19 protein-coding genes are annotated in these 18909 nt (G+C 61.6%); 11 read left to right on the plus strand and 8 right to left on the minus strand.

Going from position 1 to position 18909, the window contains the following annotated elements; translation table 11 throughout:
• Positions 1 to 5 precede the first annotated feature (5 nt).
• The 4 genes from FEU76_RS01365 to FEU76_RS01380 form a co-directional block, all read right to left on the minus strand.
• Positions 6 to 977 carry an arsenic resistance protein gene (locus FEU76_RS01365; RefSeq protein ID WP_144979740.1) on the minus strand — a complete coding sequence of 324 codons (972 nt, stop codon included), beginning with the start codon at positions 975 to 977 and terminating at the stop codon, positions 6 to 8.
• Entirely contained in the window at positions 974 to 1366 is a 393-nt protein-coding gene (gene crcB / locus FEU76_RS01370; protein WP_144979743.1) for a fluoride efflux transporter CrcB, read from the minus strand. Before crcB (FEU76_RS01370) ends, FEU76_RS01365 begins: the two co-directional genes overlap by 4 nt.
• Positions 1363 to 1746, minus strand: coding sequence for a fluoride efflux transporter CrcB (gene crcB / locus FEU76_RS01375; protein ID WP_144979746.1), 384 nt, complete (start codon positions 1744 to 1746; stop codon positions 1363 to 1365). The genes crcB (FEU76_RS01370) and crcB (FEU76_RS01375) overlap by 4 nt, the downstream gene beginning before the upstream one ends.
• Before the next feature lie 117 nt (positions 1747 to 1863).
• Positions 1864 to 3558: a 2-isopropylmalate synthase gene (locus tag FEU76_RS01380; RefSeq protein ID WP_144979749.1), complete on the minus strand. Its 1695-nt coding sequence runs from the start codon at positions 3556 to 3558 to the stop codon at positions 1864 to 1866.
• A gap of 219 nt (positions 3559 to 3777) precedes the next feature.
• On the opposite strand from FEU76_RS01380, the gene FEU76_RS01385 reads away from it, so the two are divergent.
• Positions 3778 to 4254 (plus strand): Lrp/AsnC family transcriptional regulator, encoded by a 477-nt coding sequence (locus FEU76_RS01385; protein WP_039175572.1) that lies wholly within the window; start codon positions 3778 to 3780, stop codon positions 4252 to 4254.
• A gap of 99 nt (positions 4255 to 4353) precedes the next feature.
• Entirely contained in the window at positions 4354 to 4713 is a 360-nt protein-coding gene (locus FEU76_RS01390) for a RidA family protein (RefSeq protein ID WP_039175573.1), read from the plus strand.
• Positions 4714 to 4721: 8 nt separating this feature from the next.
• Here FEU76_RS01390 and FEU76_RS01395 read toward each other — a convergent pair whose 3' ends face one another.
• From FEU76_RS01395 to FEU76_RS01410, 4 genes are all read right to left on the minus strand, one after another.
• The gene (locus tag FEU76_RS01395) at positions 4722 to 5585 is read right to left on the minus strand and encodes a MurR/RpiR family transcriptional regulator (RefSeq protein WP_039175574.1); all 864 of its coding nucleotides are present in this window, start codon (positions 5583 to 5585) and stop codon (positions 4722 to 4724) included.
• Entirely contained in the window at positions 5575 to 7344 is a 1770-nt protein-coding gene (locus FEU76_RS01400; protein WP_039175575.1) for an EAL domain-containing response regulator, read from the minus strand. Before FEU76_RS01400 ends, FEU76_RS01395 begins: the two co-directional genes overlap by 11 nt.
• Positions 7341 to 9962, minus strand: coding sequence for a GAF domain-containing protein (locus tag FEU76_RS01405; RefSeq protein ID WP_144979752.1), 2622 nt, complete (start codon positions 9960 to 9962; stop codon positions 7341 to 7343). The genes FEU76_RS01400 and FEU76_RS01405 overlap by 4 nt, the downstream gene beginning before the upstream one ends.
• Positions 9963 to 10034: 72 nt before the next feature.
• Complete coding sequence (locus FEU76_RS01410) at positions 10035 to 11390, minus strand: aldehyde dehydrogenase family protein (RefSeq protein WP_144979755.1); 1356 nt, start codon at positions 11388 to 11390, stop codon at positions 10035 to 10037.
• Positions 11391 to 11534: 144 nt separating this feature from the next.
• Here FEU76_RS01410 and FEU76_RS01415 point away from each other — a divergent pair, with 144 nt between their 5' ends.
• From FEU76_RS01415 to FEU76_RS01455, 9 genes are read left to right on the plus strand one after another with little or no spacing between them, the layout of a single operon-like run.
• Entirely contained in the window at positions 11535 to 12707 is a 1173-nt protein-coding gene (locus tag FEU76_RS01415; RefSeq protein ID WP_144979758.1) for a GNAT family N-acetyltransferase, read from the plus strand.
• Between the two features lie 44 nt (positions 12708 to 12751).
• Complete coding sequence (ftsB, locus tag FEU76_RS01420; RefSeq protein ID WP_016916293.1) at positions 12752 to 13117, plus strand: cell division protein FtsB; 366 nt, start codon at positions 12752 to 12754, stop codon at positions 13115 to 13117.
• Positions 13114 to 13839 carry a 2-C-methyl-D-erythritol 4-phosphate cytidylyltransferase gene (gene ispD, locus FEU76_RS01425; RefSeq protein ID WP_144979760.1) on the plus strand — a complete coding sequence of 242 codons (726 nt, stop codon included), beginning with the start codon at positions 13114 to 13116 and terminating at the stop codon, positions 13837 to 13839. The genes ftsB and ispD overlap by 4 nt, the downstream gene beginning before the upstream one ends.
• Entirely contained in the window at positions 13839 to 14327 is a 489-nt protein-coding gene (ispF, locus tag FEU76_RS01430) for a 2-C-methyl-D-erythritol 2,4-cyclodiphosphate synthase (protein WP_039175581.1), read from the plus strand. The genes ispD and ispF overlap by 1 nt, the downstream gene beginning before the upstream one ends.
• Positions 14320 to 15360, plus strand: coding sequence for a tRNA pseudouridine(13) synthase TruD (truD, locus tag FEU76_RS01435; protein ID WP_144979763.1), 1041 nt, complete (start codon positions 14320 to 14322; stop codon positions 15358 to 15360). The genes ispF and truD overlap by 8 nt, the downstream gene beginning before the upstream one ends.
• Before the next feature lie 21 nt (positions 15361 to 15381).
• Entirely contained in the window at positions 15382 to 16128 is a 747-nt protein-coding gene (gene surE, locus FEU76_RS01440) for a 5'/3'-nucleotidase SurE (protein ID WP_144979766.1), read from the plus strand.
• Complete coding sequence (locus FEU76_RS01445) at positions 16115 to 16792, plus strand: protein-L-isoaspartate(D-aspartate) O-methyltransferase (RefSeq protein ID WP_039175586.1); 678 nt, start codon at positions 16115 to 16117, stop codon at positions 16790 to 16792. The genes surE and FEU76_RS01445 overlap by 14 nt, the downstream gene beginning before the upstream one ends.
• A gap of 38 nt (positions 16793 to 16830) precedes the next feature.
• A complete protein-coding gene (locus FEU76_RS01450) occupies positions 16831 to 17742 on the plus strand; it encodes a DUF368 domain-containing protein (RefSeq protein ID WP_446718791.1) in 912 nt (303 codons plus the stop codon).
• Positions 17743 to 17798: 56 nt separating this feature from the next.
• Positions 17799 to 18833: a peptidoglycan DD-metalloendopeptidase family protein gene (locus tag FEU76_RS01455; protein WP_039175589.1), complete on the plus strand. Its 1035-nt coding sequence runs from the start codon at positions 17799 to 17801 to the stop codon at positions 18831 to 18833.
• Positions 18834 to 18909: the final 76 nt, after the last annotated feature.

Raw genomic sequence — 18909 nt, forward strand, 5'->3', positions numbered from 1 at the left:
CTCGTTCAGCGATGGCGTGCATGGGCGTCAGGCAGTAGCTTGCCTGGCACCCAGCGAAGGTAGCCCACCATGCCGAACAGCTCGACGAGGGATTGAAAGACGATCACGACCACGGCAGCTTGCCAGCCATTGGGCAGAGTGAGGGCGATTGGCAGCATCACAAAGGAGTTGCGTGTGCCAAAGCTGAAGGCCAGGGTGCGTGCGCTGCGGGTCGGGAGTGAGAAAAGTTGTCCTAACGCTCGGCCCAAGAGCCCCGCCAGCAGGAGATAGCCGCTAAACAGAAGCCCTAATGGCAGCAACCATTGGGTCAGCGCCACCACGTTGGCCACTTGCGATGCCGCGATGATGAACACGACGACCGCCAGCAGTGGTACCGGGCAGTATCCCATGGCTTGTGTGATGCGTTGAGCCTTTGCTGAGCTCTCCGCCAGACGCTCCGTCAGCCAGGCAAGCAGCAGTGGGGTGGCGATCAGCCCCACAAAGGCGCTGATCAGTGCTGTGGATAGGGCGATGTTCAGCCACTCTATGCCCAATAGCCACCATAAATAGACGGGGAGGGCGATCATTTGTATCAGGAGCAGTAGCGGCGTGGCGGCAATGGCGCGGCCCGTATCGCCTTTGCCCAGATGAGTAAAGGTGATGAACCAGTCGGTGCAAGGCACCAACAGCACTAGCAGTACGCCAGCCAATAGGGCGGGTGGCAGGGGCAGCCATAAAGCTGCCAAGCCTGCGGCGGCAGGAATCACGATGAAGTTGCCCACCAGCAGTGCTGCAATGAAACGTTTGTCCTGAAGGCCTTGGCGAATAGCGAGCAGGGGGATTTGGGTAAAGGTGGTGTAGAGCAGCGCACCCAGTAACGGCCAAAGCAATGGCTCCAGCACGGCCATGCGTTCGGGAGCCCATAGTCCTGCGCTTATGCCCAAGCCAATGCCAAACAGATACAGCCAGCACTGCTGCCGTTCCAGAATATCTTTCATTCGGCCGCAGGCGATGAGGCAAGCGCCCAGCGCTCTCCGGCCCAGGCGGCCAGCAGCCATAGCGGTACGCTGACCAGCACGTAGAGCGGTGCCAGCCACCACTGGGGCTGTTGGGCGAGGTAGAGCGTTTCCAGGCTGAACAGTGAAAAGGTGGTGAAGCCGCCACAAAAGCCTGCCACCAGCAGAGGTTGGTGGCGTGCCAGCGCTCGGTGAGGAAAGCGCGAGGCGGTGGCTGCCAGCCAGCCGATCAGCAGCGAGCCCACGACATTGACCAGTAGCGTGCCCCAGGGGAAATAGCTGCCAAGCGCTGCCAGGGAGGCCAGTGATACCCCGTAGCGCAGCAGGCTGCCGACGGCGCTGCCGAGCCCAACGGCCAGATAGGCGTTCATGACAACCCCCCGCCCAGCCACCAGCCCAGGGTAGCCATCAAAAGCCCCAGACCTAACGTACTGGCAACGTTGAGTGCCGCCCGAGCGGCTTGGCCGGACTGGTACAGCTCCAGGGTTTGCAGGCTGAAGGAGGAGACGGTGGTATAGCCGCCCAGCAGGCCGATGATGGCGAATATCCATGTGGGGTCGTGATGCTGCAAGCCATAACGTGCCAGCAGCCAGCCCGCCACGAGCGCGCCGCTGGCATTGACGATGAGCGTACCCCAGGGGAAGGCTTTGCCTAGCCGTTTCGCGGCGGCATTGGACACGGCAAAGCGGCCCATGCCGCCAAGCGCGCCTCCCAGCGCAATCAGAAAAAGACTGACCATGCCAGTGTCCATGGTGGCCTCGTGTGGAGAGCAGAATCAAGGTCAAAAAGTGTAGCATGTTCGGCAAGGCCCTGAGAAAGGGCCTTGCTTGCTCTTATGCCTCAACCGTCATGTCGCAACTGGCGAAGATCAAGCGGTGGCCATGGAGGAGTGCTCGACGGGGGCCTCGCTGGATGCCGCCATGCTGGCCATGTTGATGCCTGACAGCACGGCCTTGAGCGAGGCACTCACTGTGTCGCTGTCCTCTGCCACGGCACATACCCGTTGGCCGTCGATATTCAGCTGCACGAAGGCAATGGCATTGGCCTCGCTGCTGCCCCCCAGTGAGTGCTCGCTGTAGTCCAGAATGGCCACGTGGCTGCCGGTATGCTGTTTCCAGGCGTCGGTGAACGATGACATGGCTCCGTTGCCCGTGCCGGAAAGGCGCAGCGTTTCAGTGCCGTGCCACAGGGTGATGTCGATGCCTTCCTGGTGACCTTTGGAAAGCCGGTAATCCGCCAGGGAGAGCGGGGCATCCAGGGCAAACTGATCGAACATCACCTGGCGGACCATGGCGCTGGAGAGCTCGCTGTTGCGCCGCTCGCTCTCTTTCTGCACGTGGGGGGCCAGTGCCAGCATCATCCAGCGGGGCAGGTGAATGCCGTAGTCGCGCTCCAGCAAAAAGGCCATGCCGCCTTTGCCTGACTGGCTGTTGACCCGGATCACTGCCTGGTAGTCGCGGCCGATGTCATGGGGGTCGATGGGCAGGTAGGCCACTTGCCACGGCTCATCGGGCTTCTGGTGTTTGAGCGATTTACGAATGGCATCCTGGTGACTGCCGGAAAATGCGGTGTAGACCATCTCGCCCACCCAGGGGTGGCGGGGGTGAATGGCGATGCCGGTGCACTCATGCACGACCTGGATGATCTCATCGGGATTGGAGAGGTCCAGCGCCGGGTCGATGCCCTGGCTATACAGGTTCATGGCCAGCGTCACGATATCCATGTTGCCGGTACGCTCGCCGTTGCCCAGCAGCGTGCCCTCTACGCGATCGGCACCGGCCAGCAGGGCCAGCTCGGCAGAAGCCACTGCGCCGCCCCGGTCGTTATGGGTATGTACCGAAATGATCACGCTATCCCGACGGCTGATATGCTGGCAAAAGTACTCGATCTGGTCTGCGTGGTGGTGGGGGCCTGCCACTTCCACGGTGGTGGGCAGGTTGAGAATGCACGGGTTGTCCGGCGTGGGCTGCCACACATCCATGACCGCTTCGCAAATGGCCAGTGAAAAATCGATCTCCGTGCTGGAGAAGCTTTCAGGGGAGTACTGGAAACGCCAATCGACGTTGGGGTACTGCGCGGCATGGGTCTTGACCCAGGTGGCGCCCTGAACGGCGATGTCGGTAATACCGTCGCGGTCCATCTCGAAGACCCGTTCGCGCTGAATGGTCGACGTGGAGTTGTACAGGTGGATGATGGCGCGCTTGACGCCCACCAGCGAGGCAAACGTTTTCTCGATCAAATGCTCTCGGCACTGCACCAGCACCGCAATGGTGACGTCATCGGGAATCTGGTCCTCTTCGATCAACCAGCGCACGAAGTCGTAATCCGGCTGGCTGGCGGAGGGAAAGCCGACCATCACTTCCTTGATACCGACCTTGATGATCTGGTGCCAAAAGCGCTGCTTCTGCTCGACGGTCATTGGCTCCAGTAGCGCCTGGTTGCCATCGCGCAGGTCCTCGCTCACCCAGATGGGAGCGTGGGTCAGTTCCCGGTCGGGCCACTGGCGATTGAACGCGGGTACCCGCGGGGCAGGGCGATACTTGCGATGATCGAAGGCAGACATGGTGAGTTTCCTGAAAGCATGAGGTTGTTTGAGGCGGCCGCTTGTGGCGTGAGCCGCGTGCCAGGCCTCCGGGTAAGAGGCCCTGGGAGCAGCTGCTTTTGGCAGCCATGCTAGTGTAACCAGAATGCCGCGAAAGGTTATTGCGAAAATAGGCCAGTGGGCAGAAAAAGTGGCAGAATATGGCGGGTTTATGGATTTCATTAGTAGAGGCTGTCGAGCATGTCGGTGACTCCCCTGACGCTGGATCGTTATGACCGTCGTATCCTGGATATCCTTCAGCAGGAAGGGCGCATCAGTAACCAGGAACTGGCCGAACGCATAGGCCTCTCGCCATCCCCCTGCCTGCGCCGGGTTCGGGCGCTGGAAACCCATGGGCTGATTACTCAGTACCGGGCCGTGGTGGACGCTCGGCCGCTGGGCTATCAGCTGATGGCGCTGCTGCATATTTCCATGGATCAACACACCCCCGAGCGCTTCGATAACTTCGAGCGCCACGTGCGTGACATCCCCAACGTGGTGGAGTGCTTGATCATCACGGGTCAAGCGGCCGACTTTCAGCTCAAGATTCTGGTCAAGGACATGGATGACTATCAGCATCTGCTGCTGCATGTCATCAATCGGATCGAAGGGGTCACGGGGGCGCATACCAGCTTTGTGTTGCGCCGTGTCTTTGAGCACCGCCCGGTACCTACCTGAGACGGGCTGTTCGATATGACCGGGCAGTTCGATATGGCATAGGCAGTGGCTTGCTGGCGGTTTACACTGCTTTTTTTTATCGATACAGGAGATTGAACCATGAGTATTCAGCGTCATGATACAAAAGCCCGCATGAGCCGTGCCGTGATCCATGGTGGCGTAGCGTATCTGTGTGGTCAGGTGGCGGGCCCCGAGGCGCGCCATGGCGATATCAAGGAGCAGACCGAGAGCATGCTGGCGCGGGTGGATGCGCTATTGAAGGAGATCGGCTCCAGCCGCGAGCAGTTGCTCAGTGCGACGATCTACCTCAAGGAGGGCAGCGATTTTGCGGCCATGAACGAGGTTTGGGATGCCTGGGTACCGGAAGGCCATGCACCGGCACGCACCTGCGTGTGTGCACCGATGCCTGCCGATGAGTTGAAAGTCGAGATTACCGTGACCACGGCGGTAGATGCGTAGTCGCCACGTTACTTGATGGGCTTTTCGGCCGGAAAGCGGGTATCGCGCAGGCTGTCCTTGATCTTCTTCAGGTGCGGCAAGAAATCTTCGCCGCGCCTGAGGGTGACCCCCGTGGCCAGCGCATCGATCAGGGTGAGCTGAATCATTCGGGAGGTCATGGGCATGTAGTGGTCGGTATCTTCGGGGGTGGCGACTTCCAGGGTCGCGGTGCACTCCCGTGAGAGTGGAGAGTCCGGTGCGGTAATCCCCAGCACCACGGCGCCTGCTTCGCGGGCTACCTTGGCGATATCGACCAGTTCCCGCGTGCGGCCCGTGTAGGAAATGATCACCACCACATCGCCCGTATGGCAGGCGGCAGCCACCATGCGTTGCATCAGCACATCCACATATGCCATGACCGGCAAGTTGAAGCGGAAGAACTTGTGCTGCGCATCCTGGGCCACGGCGCCGGAGGCACCTAAGCCAAAAAAGTGAATCTGCTTGGCCTGGGTCAGGTAATCCACCATGCGCTCGACGGCGGCCATGTCCACCTCGCGCTGGGCTTCGTCCAGGGCGGCAATGGTAGCCCCGAAAATCTTGTGCGTGTACTGAGTGGCCGTATCGCCGGGCTCGACGGCACGAGTCACGTAAGGCGTTCCGCCGGCCAGGCTCTGCGCCAGTTTGATCTTGAAATCGGGATAGCCCTTGGCGCCGAAGTTGCGGCAAAACCGGTTCACGGTAGGCTCGCTGACGCTGGCCGCCTGGGCGAGGCTGGCAATGCTCAGGCTGGTGGCGGCTGCCGGGTCGTCGAGGATCACGTTCGCCACCTTGCGCTCCGAACGATTCAGCTCTTCGAGACGTTCCCTTAGGCGGTCTAGCAGGTCATGCGCCATTGACTGACTCCGTGGCAGGCGTTGAGGGTAAACGAGGCGTCCACTGGCTGCACCAGTGATAAAACTCATCTGCAGGCAGTGGACGAGCATAGTAATACCCTTGCGCCGCTTCGCAACCTATCGAGCGCAAATAGTCGGCCTGGGCAGCCGTTTCGATGCCCTCGGCGACGACGTCACAGCCCACCGCATGGGCCAGTTGGGTGATGGTCAAGGCCAGGTGACGATCCACGGCGTCCTTTTCCAGATCCATGACGAAGGCCCGGTCAATTTTCAGCGTCGAGAAAGGCAGGGTCTTCACATAAGCGAGGGATGAGTGGCCGGTGCCAAAATCATCGATGGCCACGGCAATATTCACATCCGCCAACTGGGCCAACTGGATACGTGCGTTATCCAGGTCGCTGAGCAGGCCAGACTCGGTCACTTCGAGCGCAAAAAAGCGTGCCGGAATCCCGTGCCGGGCGAGTCGCGCCAGCAGCGCCTCGGCAAAATCCTTGCGTGCCAATTGGCGCGCAGCCACGTTGACGGCGATATGGAAGTCATCGTCCAGCAGGCCCTGCTGCCGCCACTGGGCAATATGGCGCATGGCCTCTTCCAGCACCCATTCGCCAATCGACAGAATATCGCCACTGGCCTCGGCCAGGGGAATGAAATCGCCAGGCGAGACATGCCCCAACTCGGGATGGTGCCAGCGCAACAGCGCTTCGGCGCCCAGCACCCGCTGGGTGGCCAGCGACAGCTTGGGTTGAAAAGCCAACGACATCTCGCCACGCTGGGTCGCCCCACGAATGGCCTGCTGCAGGTGCAGGCGGTGGCGCTGCTGGGTTTCCAGCGTTTCGTTGTAGCTTTGAATGCGCAGCGAGCCTGACTGGGGTAGCGCCAGAGCAGCCTTGTGCACCAGCCGTTCGCTGTCGAACGGGCCCTGCGCCCAACTGATGCCAATGCGCGCATTGAGCGGCAGCAGCAGGTCTCCCACTGCCTGATCCTGATCGAAACAGCTCAGTAGCCTGGATGCCAGCTGGCGCAGGGCCTTGAGGTCGTTGCTATCGGCAATGACCAGCAGTTCACTGCCGCCCCATACGCCCAGGGTGCAGCGTTCACATAGCTGGGCGTGGAGCCGATGGCTGATATGCACCATGAGCTGATCGGCAACGCTGTAGCCGTGCAGGCGTACCACATCGTCGAGATGATCCAGAGCGATGAACAGCAGGCCAGTGTCGTCGCCTGCCTTGGCGGCTTCCTGCAGCGTCTGGGTCAGTGCTCGCCGATTGGGCAACTGAGTAATGGGGTCGGTGCGCGACTGGCGGTCCAGCTCTTCGGTGCGTTTGGCCACCATCTGTTCGAGGGTCTCGGCCTGTTTGTCGCGCACCTGATAGCGGTGTTCCACATCCAGCGTGTTGCGAATGCGCTGGAGCACCTCGTCATGCTTGAAGGGCTTGGTGAGAAAATCACGGACCCCCATGCTCAGCGCTTTATGGCGTGTTTCGTCATCGATCTGGGCGGTCAGTACGATGACTGGCGGCATCTGAGCCCCGAAGTGCGCCTGCAGCTGTGACATGACCCCATAGCCATCCAGGTAGGGCATCCGAATATCCAGCAGGATCAGGTCGGGCAACTGCTGTTGGCACAGGCCCAGCACCTGGCGAGGGTCGCTGATTCCCTGCACGTGGTCGAAACCGTGATCGTCCAGCAGGTCCAGCAGCAGCTCGACGTTGATGCTGTTGTCGTCGACGATGAGTAAGCGCTTGCTCATCAGGGTCATGTGGCCATCCTTGGAGAGTGGGCGGGGGCGACAGCCAGATAGTGGCTCAGGGTCGCGGAGAGCTTGTCGAGGTCGATGGGCTTGGTCAGGTAGTCGGCAAAGCCAGCCTCGAGGCCTCGGGCAATGTCCCGTTCCATGGCGTTGGCCGACAGGGCAATGACGGGAAGATGCTTGAGTTGCTCATCGTGGCGAATGATCTCCAGCGCTCGATAACCGCTCATGCCTGGCAGGTTGATGTCGATCAATACCAGGTCGGGCGGCGAGTAGCGCATGATTTCAAGCCCCAGCTCGGCGCTGGACACGGTTTGCAGCTGGACGTGTGGGTAGTCGTCCACGATATCTTCCATGAGCTTCTGGTTGGTGGGGTTATCCTCGATATAGAGCAGGCGGTAGCTGCTCTGTGAGGCAGTGTCTCCCAACGTTGCCGACACCGCCGAGGAAGGCTCGGCGGTGTTTTTTTCTGCCATGGGCAAGGTAAACCAGAAGGTGGAGCCACGTTCGGGTTGGCTGTCCACACCAATGGCCCCCCCCATTCGCTCCACCAGCTCACGGGTAATGGCCAGGCCGATGCCCGTCCCTTCGATGACGCCGTGCTCCTCATCCAGCCGATTGAAGGGTTCGAACAACTCTTCCAAACGTTCGGCAGGGATGCCTTTTCCGGTATCGGTCACGCTGACGCGCAGCATCGGTGCCTGGGGCACCACCTCCAGGGTGATACTGCCCTGAGGGCGATTGTATTTGATGGCATTGGAGAGCAGGTTCAGCAGGACCTGTTTGGTGCGGGTGTAATCTGCCTGCACGACCCAGCTCGAGTCGAGGGTCGGGCGCTGAAAGTGAATGCCTGCGGCTTCGATGCTGGCTTCCAGTGTACTGGCAGCATCTTCCAGCAAGCGATCGAGGGCAATGGTCTCGATGGACAGGCTCATGTGCCCAGATTCGATCTTGGCCAGGTCCAGCACCTCATTGATCAGGCTCAGCAGGTGCTGGCCACTCTTCTCGATTTGGCCTACCTGCCGCTGCTGCTTTTCGCTCAGCGGGTCTCGTCGACCTTTGGCCAGCAACTGGGCAAAGCCGATGATGGCATTCAGTGGCGTGCGCAGCTCATGGCTCATCGAAGAGAGGAAGTCGCTCTTGGCTCGGTTGGCTTTTTCAGCCTGGTCACGGGCCGTGGCCAGATCCAGAGCGACCTGTTCGCGTTCGGCCATTTGCCGATAAAGATTGATCAGCAGGGCACAGGTATCCGTGAAGGGCTGCAGCCAGTTGAGTAGCGACTGGTCCAGCGGTTGTCTGCTGTTGGCGATGGCGAACATGCCAATCAACTGGTCGCCACTGAAAATGGGCGCACCCAGGTAGTTGTCCAGCCGCGGGTGACCGGGAGGGAAGCCGCCCCGCTTGTTGTGCCCATAGACGTCATCGGTGATGACCGTTTCGCCATGGGCGTACACCCGCCCAAGCAGCGAGTCCGGATTGGTCAGGGTCATGTCGCCACTGCGCAGCATTTCCATCAGGTGGCGCGACTCGTCGTTCCAGGACAGATCGGTGATGGCGTGGATCTTCAAGGCACTGGTGGTGTCCGTGGGGAGCACTTCGCCGATCAGGGCGTAGTCACTGTCGGTCAGCTCGCGCAGTGCCTCCATCAGGAACGTCCACAGCTGCTCGCCGGACATCAGCGCCTGATAGTCGGTGATACCCTGATGCAACACCTTGAGCAGGCTCTGCTCCTTGTGCATGCGCTTGGTGGCGGCATGCACATCCGTCAAGTTGGTCAGGATGCCCAGAAACTCGACGATTTCCCCCTTTTCATCGGCAATGGCATTGACCGCGAGATGCACCGGTACGGTGTGGCCCTGCTGGTGCAGTGCGTCGACTTCCCGGCCACGGCCAATCACCTTGGGGTCACCGCCCGCTAAAAAATGCGCAATGAAGCCGTCATGCCGATGCCTGAAAGAAGTCGGGGTCAGCATGGCCACGTTATGGCCTACCACTTCATGGTGTGCGTAGCCCAGCATGCTGAGCGCATAGGGGTTGATGCTCAGCACCTTGCCTGTGCGGTCGATGCGTACGATGCCCGTGGCGCTACCATTGAACAGTGTCTGGTAGCGCAGATTCGTCTGGGAGAGGTGGTAGCGCATCTGATGCTGACGCAGCAGCTCATCGACCTGGCCTGCCAGCTGTTCGAGTAGCCGGCGGTCACGGTCGGAAAATGGGCGTGGCTCGGGGCCGATCAGGCACAGCGTGCCCACGACCATCCCTTGAGCAGGCCGGAGAGGGTGGCCCGCATAAAAGCGTATGTGGGGAGCCCCGGTGACCAGCGGATTATCGAAAAAGCGCTCGTCCTCGTGAGTATCTTCCACCACCAACGGTGCATCGGCCGCCACGGCGTGGGCGCAGAACGACACTTCACGGTTGGTTTCACAGGCATCGAGCCCTTGACGCGCCTTGAACCACTGCCGGTCACGGTCGACCAGCGACACCAGCGACGTGGGTACGTCGAACAGCTCGCAGGCCAGCTGCGTCAGGCGTGCAAAGCCTTCGTCGTCTGCAGTGTCGAGAACGTGTAACCCATGCAGGGCAGCCAGGCGCTGAGATTCATTGTCTGGTAAGTCGGCCGCGTGCATGGCATTTCCTGAGTGTGTGAGCGTATGCAATCAAAGCATATTAGATAAATATCGGGCGTTGGCCTGTAATCTTTAGCCGAGCCTGAGCAATTTCAGCAGCCAGCGGCGATAAGGCGGTCGCAGCCAGCGGCTGTTGGCGCGTTTGGCTTGATAAAACACTCCCCGCATATGGCTGAAACGCTCGAAGCCGTGGCGGCCATGATAAGCCCCCATGCCGCTTTCACCGACCCCCCCGAAGGGAAGCGAAGGCACGGCGTGGTGCAGCAATGTTTCGTTGAACACCAACGCGCCCGAGCGAGTGCCCTCACGCAGTAGCTGCTGCAATCCTTTGTCATGGGTAAAAGCATAGAGCACCAGCGGCGCTGGGCGAGCGTTGATGAAGCGCAGCGCGTCCTTCTGGTGCTGTACGCTGATGATCGGCAAGGCACGGCCAAAGATCTCCTCTTGCATCAGAGGAAGCCCCTGATGGGGGTCGATCACCAGCGCGGGAGCATGCGAGCCGTGATCGATCACGCGGCAGCCTTGATCACGCGCTTGCTCGATCAGGCGCTCACTGCGTGTGGCGAAGTGTTCACTGACATGGCCGGTGGCTTCCTTGGCGGTGGGGCGCTGCTGGCGTATGGCCCGCTCCAGTGCCTTGATCAGCGCTTCCAGGCGGCTGGCTTCTACAAGAACATAATCGGGAGCCAGGCAGGTTTGACCGTTGTTGAATCCTTTGCCGAACACGATGGCCTCGGCAGCGCTCTCCATATCCACGTCGCTGGCGACCAGTGCAGGCGACTTGCCGCCCAGCTCCAACGTCACTGGGGTCAAGTTGGTCGCAGCGGCGGCTGCGACCAGGCGGCCCACGCGGCTCGAACCGGTAAAGATCAGGTGGTCGAACGGCAGCGCGCTGAAGTCGGCGGCCACGTCCTCGCCTCCCTCGATCACCACGAACTCGTCATCGGTAAAGTATTGCGGCACCAGCTTGGCCAGCAGCGCGCTGGTATGCGGCGCCTGCTCGCTGGGTTTGAGGAGCACGGTATTACCCGCAGCCAGCGCATCCACGGTGGGCATCAGCGCCAGGCACCAGGGGTAGTTCCAGGCGGACATGACACCCACCACGCCCAGCGGCTGGGGCGAGATGCGTGCACGGGCTGGCCACAGTCGCCAAGGCATGGTGGCGGCTTGCGGGCGCATCCAGTGCCACAAGTGCAGGCGGGCGTGGCGAATGGCGTGCAGCACCGAGCTGATCTCGGCCAGGCGAATTTCCACTTCACTGCGCTGACCAAAATCCGCTTGAATCGCCTGGATGATCGCCCGTTGATGGCGCCGTGTCATGAGTGCCAAGCGTGCCAGACGCTCACGCCGAATGGCGAGGGTCGGGTAGGGCGCAGTGGCGGCGGTTTCCCGCTGCGCGGTCAGTAGGGTCGTGAGATCACGCTTCATGGCCACTCCTTGGAATCGTTCGACATTGACCATACTGGCAGGTTATAGAGGGGGAAACCCTCGACGCCAGACATTGACAATTGTTCACATCGTTAATGGTAAAGTAAGCCATCCACGGCGTCTGCCCGTGCCCTGGGAGTTGTCATGCCTTCTCTGTCGTTGACCATTCTACCTGCCATCGAGGCTGTTTCGGCAAGCCAGTGGGATGCATTGGCTGCGCCGGGTCAGCCGTTCATGCGTCATGCGTTTCTCCAGGCGCTGGAGCAAAGCGGCTCGGTCAGTGCTGCCACGGGATGGCAGCCCAGTCATCTGTGCGTCTGGCAAGGGCAGCAGCTCGTCGGGGCGCTGCCTCTGTATCGCAAATACCACTCCTACGGTGAGTACGTGTTCGACTGGGGCTGGGCCGACGCGCTGGAACGGGCAGGGGGGCAGTATTACCCCAAGGCGCTGAGTGCGGTGCCGTTTACCCCCGTGCCTGGGCCACGCACTCTGATCGCCGAGGAGGCACCTGCTGCTGAGGTATACGCCTGTCTGGCCCAGGGCATCGAGCAGCTGTGTGAATCCCTGGGGCTCTCCAGCTGGCATCTGCTGTTTGCCCATGAGCAGGAGGTGGGCGCCTGGCAACGCCAGTGGCCGCAGCTCATCACTCGTGAAGGCGTACAGTTTCAGTGGCATGACCAGGGGTTTGGGGATTTCGAAGGCTTTCTGGCCTCGCTGGCATCCAAGCGCCGCAAGATGATCAAACGTGAGCGCCGATTGGTGGCCGAACAGGGGATTACCCTGACGCGTTTGGTGGGCAGTGAGATCAGTGACGCAGACATGGCGCACTTCTACCGCTGCTACACCATTACCTACCATGAGCGTGGTCGCCCACCGTATTTGAATCACGCCTTTTTCGAGCGCCTGCGTCATACCATGACCGAGTCGCTGGTGCTGATCCAGGCCCGGTTGGAAGACCGCCCGGTGGCAGCGGCGCTCTGTTTTCAGGATGCCACGACCCTCTATGGCCGTTACTGGGGAAGCGAAGTGGTCGCTGACTGCCTGCACTTCGAAGCTTGCTACTATCAAGGCATTGAATACTGCCTGGAAGCCGGGTTGACGCTGTTCGACCCCGGCACGCAGGGAGAGCACAAACTGGTGCGTGGCTTTGCCCCGCAGCGCGTACGTTCGCTGCACTACATCGTTCACCCCGGGTTGGCTGCCGGAGTAGGGCAGTTTTGCCAGCAGGAAGCCGAGCATGTTCAGGCGTATCGGCAGGCGGCCAGCCAGTCTTTACCCTATAAGTCGCCTCTGGCGTCGCAGGACCCTGCGGCTTGATGGCATAATGCGCGCCGCTCTGGCTTTTATACAGGAACACTCTCATGCACAGATGGCTCTTGGTGATACTGCTGGCGGTGCTTGGCCTGATGCAGTACCAACTGTGGCTGGGCAACGGCGGCTGGCGCGACCTTCAGCGGGTCGAAGAGCGTGTGGCTGAACAGGAAGCGGCCAATCAGCCCCTGCGCGAGCGTAACGCCCGATTGGCGGCCGAGGTCACGGACTTGAAAACCGGGCTGGCCGCCATCGAAGAGCGTGCACGCAGCGATATGGGCATGGTGCGTTCCGACGAGCAATTTTTCTGGGTGCCTGGTGTCGCCATCGAGAACGAGCTGCTGGGGATTCATGCGGGGTTGATCGCCCAGCCGGGAGTCATTCCACCGCGTGAGCGCGAAGGCGGTGAGCCATGAGTGAAACGCTCTGGCTGGTGGTGCCCGCCGCAGGGCAGGGCAAGCGCATGGGGGCTGATCGGCCCAAGCAGTATTTGTCGCTTGATGGGCAGCCGATCCTGGCCCATACCCTGGCCAGGCTAGCCCAGGCCTTTCCCGAGGCCCATCTGGTGCTTTGCCTCGATCGCGACGACGGCTGGTTCGACCCGCATAGCGTACCGTTCAAGCGCTGGCAGCGGGTCGATGGCGGCCAGGAGCGCATGCATAGTGTGCTCAACGCGCTGCGTGCCATTCCCGCTCGTGCGGATGACATCGTCATGGTGCATGACGTGGCGCGCCCCTGTATCACCCAGCAGGACTTGCTGGCGCTGCATGCGGCCATCCAGAGCCACTCGGCCGGTGCGCTGTTGGCCATGCCGGTGGCCGACACCATGAAGCGTGACCGAGGTGATCAGTGCAGCCTGCGCACCGAACCCCGCGACGGGCTGTGGCATGCGCTGACTCCGCAAGGCTTTCGTTATGCGCTGCTGGTGCGCGCCCTGGAGCAGGCTGTACAGCACGGTACGCTGGTCACCGACGAAGCCTCTGCCGTCGAAGCATTGGGAGAGGCCCCGCGGCTGGTCAACGGTCGTCGCGACAACCTGAAAGTGACCCACCCCGGCGATCTGGCGCTGGCGGGCGCCATCTTACACACTCAACAAACCGCCGCGTCGATGGCGGATAACGGCAACAGGAGCGCCTAATGCGAATTGGCCATGGATTTGACGTGCATCGCTTTGGACCCGGCGACCATCTTATGATTGGAGGCGTCGCGCTGCCCTTCGAGCAGGGGTTCGTGGCGCACTCCGATGGTGATGTGCTGCTGCATGCCATCAGCGATGCGCTGCTGGGTGCCTGCGCGCTGGGCGATATCGGCCATCATTTCCCGGATACCGACCCCGCCTGGAAAGGCGCCGATAGCCGTGGCTTGCTGCGTCACGTCATGTCGCTGGTGCGCCATGCCGGCTACGAGGTGGGCAATCTAGATGCCACTTTGATGGCGCAGGCCCCTAAAATGGCGCCTCATATCCAGGCCATGCGAACCGTCATTGCCCAGGATCTGGAAATCGCCCTGGGCCAGGTGAACGTCAAGGCCACCACCACCGAACGGCTGGGCTTTACCGGCCGGGGTGAAGGTATCGCCGCCGAGGCAGTAGTGCTGCTGACCCCGCGAGCGTCAGCGGATGCTTGAACTTCCTGATTGGCAGCGCAGCCTGACGGCCGATTTCGGCCCGCCCGCCCCAGGCCACTACCGCACCGCGCCGGAAGATTTTCGGGTCGACGAGCAGCTCGACTTCATCCCCGAAGGGCAGGGCGAGCATCTCTGGCTGCGGGTGGAGAAGCGCAACCTGACCACGCTGGAGGTGGTCAGACAGCTCAGCCGACTATGCAGCGTGGGACAGCGCGACATCGGCTACTCAGGAATGAAAGACCGGGTCGCCGTCACGCGGCAGTGGCTCAGCGTACATCTGCCGGGGCGCCAAGCGCCTGAAGGGCTGGCAGGTGCCCTGGCCGAGCTGGGCATTCAGGTGCTGGAGCAGGCGCGCCACCCGCGCAAGCTGAAGCGCGGCGTGCACCGCACCAACCATTTTCAACTGCGGCTCAGTGGCGACGCCGTGCAGCGGGAAGACTTTACCGCGCGTTGGGAAGCACTGTGCCGTCACGGCGTACCCAACTATTTTGGCCATCAGCGCTTTGGCGCGGGTGCCCGCAACTTGCAGCGAGCCCAGGCGGTGCTGGCCAAGGGCTGGCGCAAACGCGATGACCGCCAGGGCATGATGCTCTCCACCGCCCGCAGCTTTCTGTTCAACGAACTGCTCAGCGTGCGCTTGCAGGAGGGCAGTTGGTGCTGCCCGTTGGCAGGCGACACGCTGATGCTGGAAGGCACCCAGAGCGTGTTTGCCGTCGAATCAGTGGATGAGGCGCTGATCGAGCGGGCCGCCGCGATGGACCTTCATCCCACCGGGGTGTTGTGGGGCGTTGGTGAATTGGCGCAGGGGGCGGCGGCGAAGTATGAAACTCTGCTTCGACAGCGGCATCCAGCGCTGTGTGAAGGGCTTGAAAAAAGTGGCGTCAAGCGAGCCCAGCGGGCCCTGCGCGCCTGCCTGATATCGCCCAGCATCACCCATGAAGACAACGCTGTGCTACTCTCGTTTGCCCTGCCGCGAGGCAGCTTTGCCACGGCGGTGATCGGCGAGTTGATCGACCACCCCGACACCGCCTGATGCACGTGTAAGGAGACCGACATGCGGCGACTGCTGCTTTCCAATGACGATGGCGTTCACGCCCCCGGCCTGAAGGCGCTGCATGATGCGCTCACGGCCCATGCGCACCTGCGCGTGGTTGCCCCTGACCGCGATCGTAGCGGGGCCAGCAATTCGCTGACACTGTCTCGGCCGCTGTCGCTGACCCCACTGGACAGCGGTTTCTATAGCGTCGATGGCACCCCGGCCGACTGCGTCTATCTGGGCGTGAACGGGCTGTGGGACGAACGGCCAGACCTGGTCATCTCCGGCATCAATCATGGCAGCAACCTGGGCGATGACGTGCTCTACTCCGGGACGGTAGCCGCCGCCATGGAGGGCCGTAACCTGGGCATGACGGCCATCGCCATGTCGCTGTGCGGCACCCAGCACTTCGCTACGGCCGCTCACGTGGCGGCCAGCCTGGTGGGGGCCGCCGACCGCCTTTCGTTGCCGCCGCGTACGCTGCTCAACGTCAACGTACCTGATCTGCCCTGGGAAGCCATCAAAGGCTTCAAGGTGACCCGCTTGGGGTATCGTGGTCCTGCCGAGAAGCCCGTTCCGGTACAAGACCCCCGTGGTCGCACGCGCTACTGGATTGCCCCCGTGGCGGCCAACGCCGATGATGGCGAGGATACCGATTTTGCGGCGGTCGAGGCGGGCTATGTCTCGATCACCCCGTTGCAAACTGACCTGACGCGCCATCCGGCGCGCCGCGATGTACAGGACTGGTTGGATGCCTTTGCCTGATCTATCCCCCGGCGAGTTGAGAGGTCGTGGCATGACCTCTCAGCGCACCCGAGATCGCATGATCGAACGCCTGCAGCAGCAGGGCGTGCATGATGCGCGGGTGCTGGAGGTGATGGCCCGTGAGCCACGTCATTTGTTCGTGGACGAAGCGCTGGCACACCGTGCCTATGAAGACACCGCGCTGCCGATTGGTTTTGGGCAGACCCTGTCGCAGCCTTTGACCGTGGCGCGCATGACCGAGCTGGTCTTGAAGGCATCGCCCCGGCGTGTTCTGGAAGTCGGGACGGGCTCTGGCTATCAAACGCTGATTCTGTCTCGCCTGGTCGACACCCTTTACTCCGTCGAGCGCATCCACGCGCTGCACGAGCGTGCCGCCGAACGACTATGGCGGCTGGATGCCCCGGCGACGCTGGCCGTGGCCGATGGGGGCGAAGGGTGGCCGGAAGCCGCCCCTTTCGATGTGATTTTGCTCACTGCCTGTGCGCAAACGCTGCCTCAGGTACTGCTCGAGCAGTTGACGCCAGAAGGCGTATTGATTGCGCCGCTGGAAGAGTCCGACGGCAGCCAGTGGCTGACTCAGGTCAAGCGCATTGGCTGTGCATTTGAAAAGCGCCGGCTCGAACCCGTGCGCTTTGTTCCCCTGTTGCAAGGAGTCGTGGATTGAAGCGTCGAACGATAGGACTGTTTTTCAAAGGCGCTGGCATGGGAGCCGCCGATGCCGTTCCCGGGGTGTCCGGTGGCACCATTGCGTTCATTACCGGTATCTATGAAGAACTGATCAACACCATCAAGCAATTTGGCCCCAGCGCCCTGGGGGCCTGGCGGCGCGGTGGGCTGCGTGGGCTTTATGTCCACCTCAATCTGGCCTTCCTGATGCCTTTGCTGGCCGGTGTCGCCATCAGCCTGTTCAGCGTCGCGCACTTGGCGCTGTGGCTCATGGAGGCCCATCCACTGCTGCTGCAAGGCTTCTTTTTCGGGCTGGTGGCGGCCTCGGGGCTGGTCGTCGGGCAGGCGGGGGAGCGCTGGAAAATAGCCTATCTGCTGCCGCTCACTCTGGGGTTGCTGCTGGCTCAACTGCTGCCGGGCATGATGCCCCTGGTGTTGATGATCGGTAATGAAGCGATGGTCGTGGTGGTCGCAGGCGCCATCGCCATCAGCGCCATGCTGCTGCCGGGCGTGTCGGGGAGTTTTCTATTGCTCACCATGGGCCTCTACGGCACCATCATGGGCGCGATTCGCAGCTTCGATCTGGGTATCATCATCCTGTTCGGCATGGGTTGCCTGCTGGGACTTGCCCTGTCCTCACGGCTACTGTCATGGCTATTGAAACGCTATCATGGGGCAACCTTGCAGCTGTTGCTGGGGTTCATCGTCGGTTCGTTGCCGGTTCTCTGGCCCTGGCGCGAGCTGTTACGCTACCAGCTGGGCTCGGATGGACAAATGATACCGCTGGCCTATCGCTATCTGTTACCCAGCGACTACGCCGTGCTGACCGGCGAGTCCGCGCAGGTCGCTGGTGTCGTATCGTTGATGGTCTTTGGAGCACTGCTGGTCGTATTATTGAATCGTCGCGCAGTGACGCATTCCTCACGCTCAACAACCCCGAGCCATTGAGCGGGAATCGAATCATCGAGTGTGAGCGCACGGCATTGAAAAGGAGTAGGGATTGCATGCGTAAGGTTTTTATCGTGTCGGTGTTGGCGCTGGCGATCAGCGGCTGTGCCAACCAACAGCAGGGTGCGCCACAGGTACGCGATTTGAGTGAAGCCCGTCGCGTGGTTGAAAATACCCCTCAGTACACCGTCAAGGCAGGCGATACTCTGTACGGTATTGCTTGGCAGCACAACCTGGATTACCGCCAGTTGGCGGCCTTGAACAACATCAGCCCGCCTTATCAGATTCAGCCGGGGCAGACCATCGCCCTGCGCGAAGGCGCGGGTGCCAGCACGGCACCCAGCCAGGCGCCTGCCACGGCTTCCCGTGGCGTAGTGGCCACCGGGCTGCAGCCCCAGGCCACGGCCGTTGCCAGTAACGAGCAGGAGCTGGACTGGCTGCTGCCCGATGAGAGCGCCATCGAGCGTAACCAGCGCTTGACGGCCGAACCCCGCGCCGTGGAAGCCGCGCAGCAGGTGGCTGCCAATACGCCCCCGCCTGCCTCGCCAGAGCCGCCCGAGTCGGTCGCTGCTGAGCCGCCCTCGGCACCTGCCGTCGAGCCCGAGCCCGAACCGGCTCCAGAGCCTGCGCCCGCAGCGACGCCAGAGCCAACGCCTGCGGCACAACCCGCCCAGGCCGCTCGCCAGGATCGTTCGTCGCGCACCTTCACGCCTGTCGATAACGTCGACTGGCGCTGGCCCACCGATGGTCGAGTGACCGGCGAGTTTGGCCAAGGCGGCAGTATCACCGCCGGGATTGATATCGCGGGGCAAAAGGGGCAACCTGTGCGAGCAGCAGGACCTGGCATCGTGGTGTACGCGGGCAGCGGTGTGCGCGGCTACGGTAACCTGATATTGTTGAAGCACAACGATCAATATCTCAGCGCCTATGCACACAACGACAGTTTGAGTGTCAAAGAGAATGATGTCGTCGAGGCGGGTGAGGTCATTGCCACCATGGGCGATAGCGACGCCGATAGCGTCAAGCTGCATTTTGAGGTGCGCCGCGATGGCCAGCCACAGAATCCGCTCGACTATTTGCCAGCTCGCTAGGCATCATGCTCTGAAGGTAACGTATTAGCTCGATCAAGGTAACCCGGACAGCTAACTAAGGCGTCATATAACAATA

The organism is Halomonas sp. C22 (assembly GCF_007655045.1).
GTDB lineage: Bacteria > Pseudomonadota > Gammaproteobacteria > Pseudomonadales > Halomonadaceae > Vreelandella > Vreelandella hamiltonii.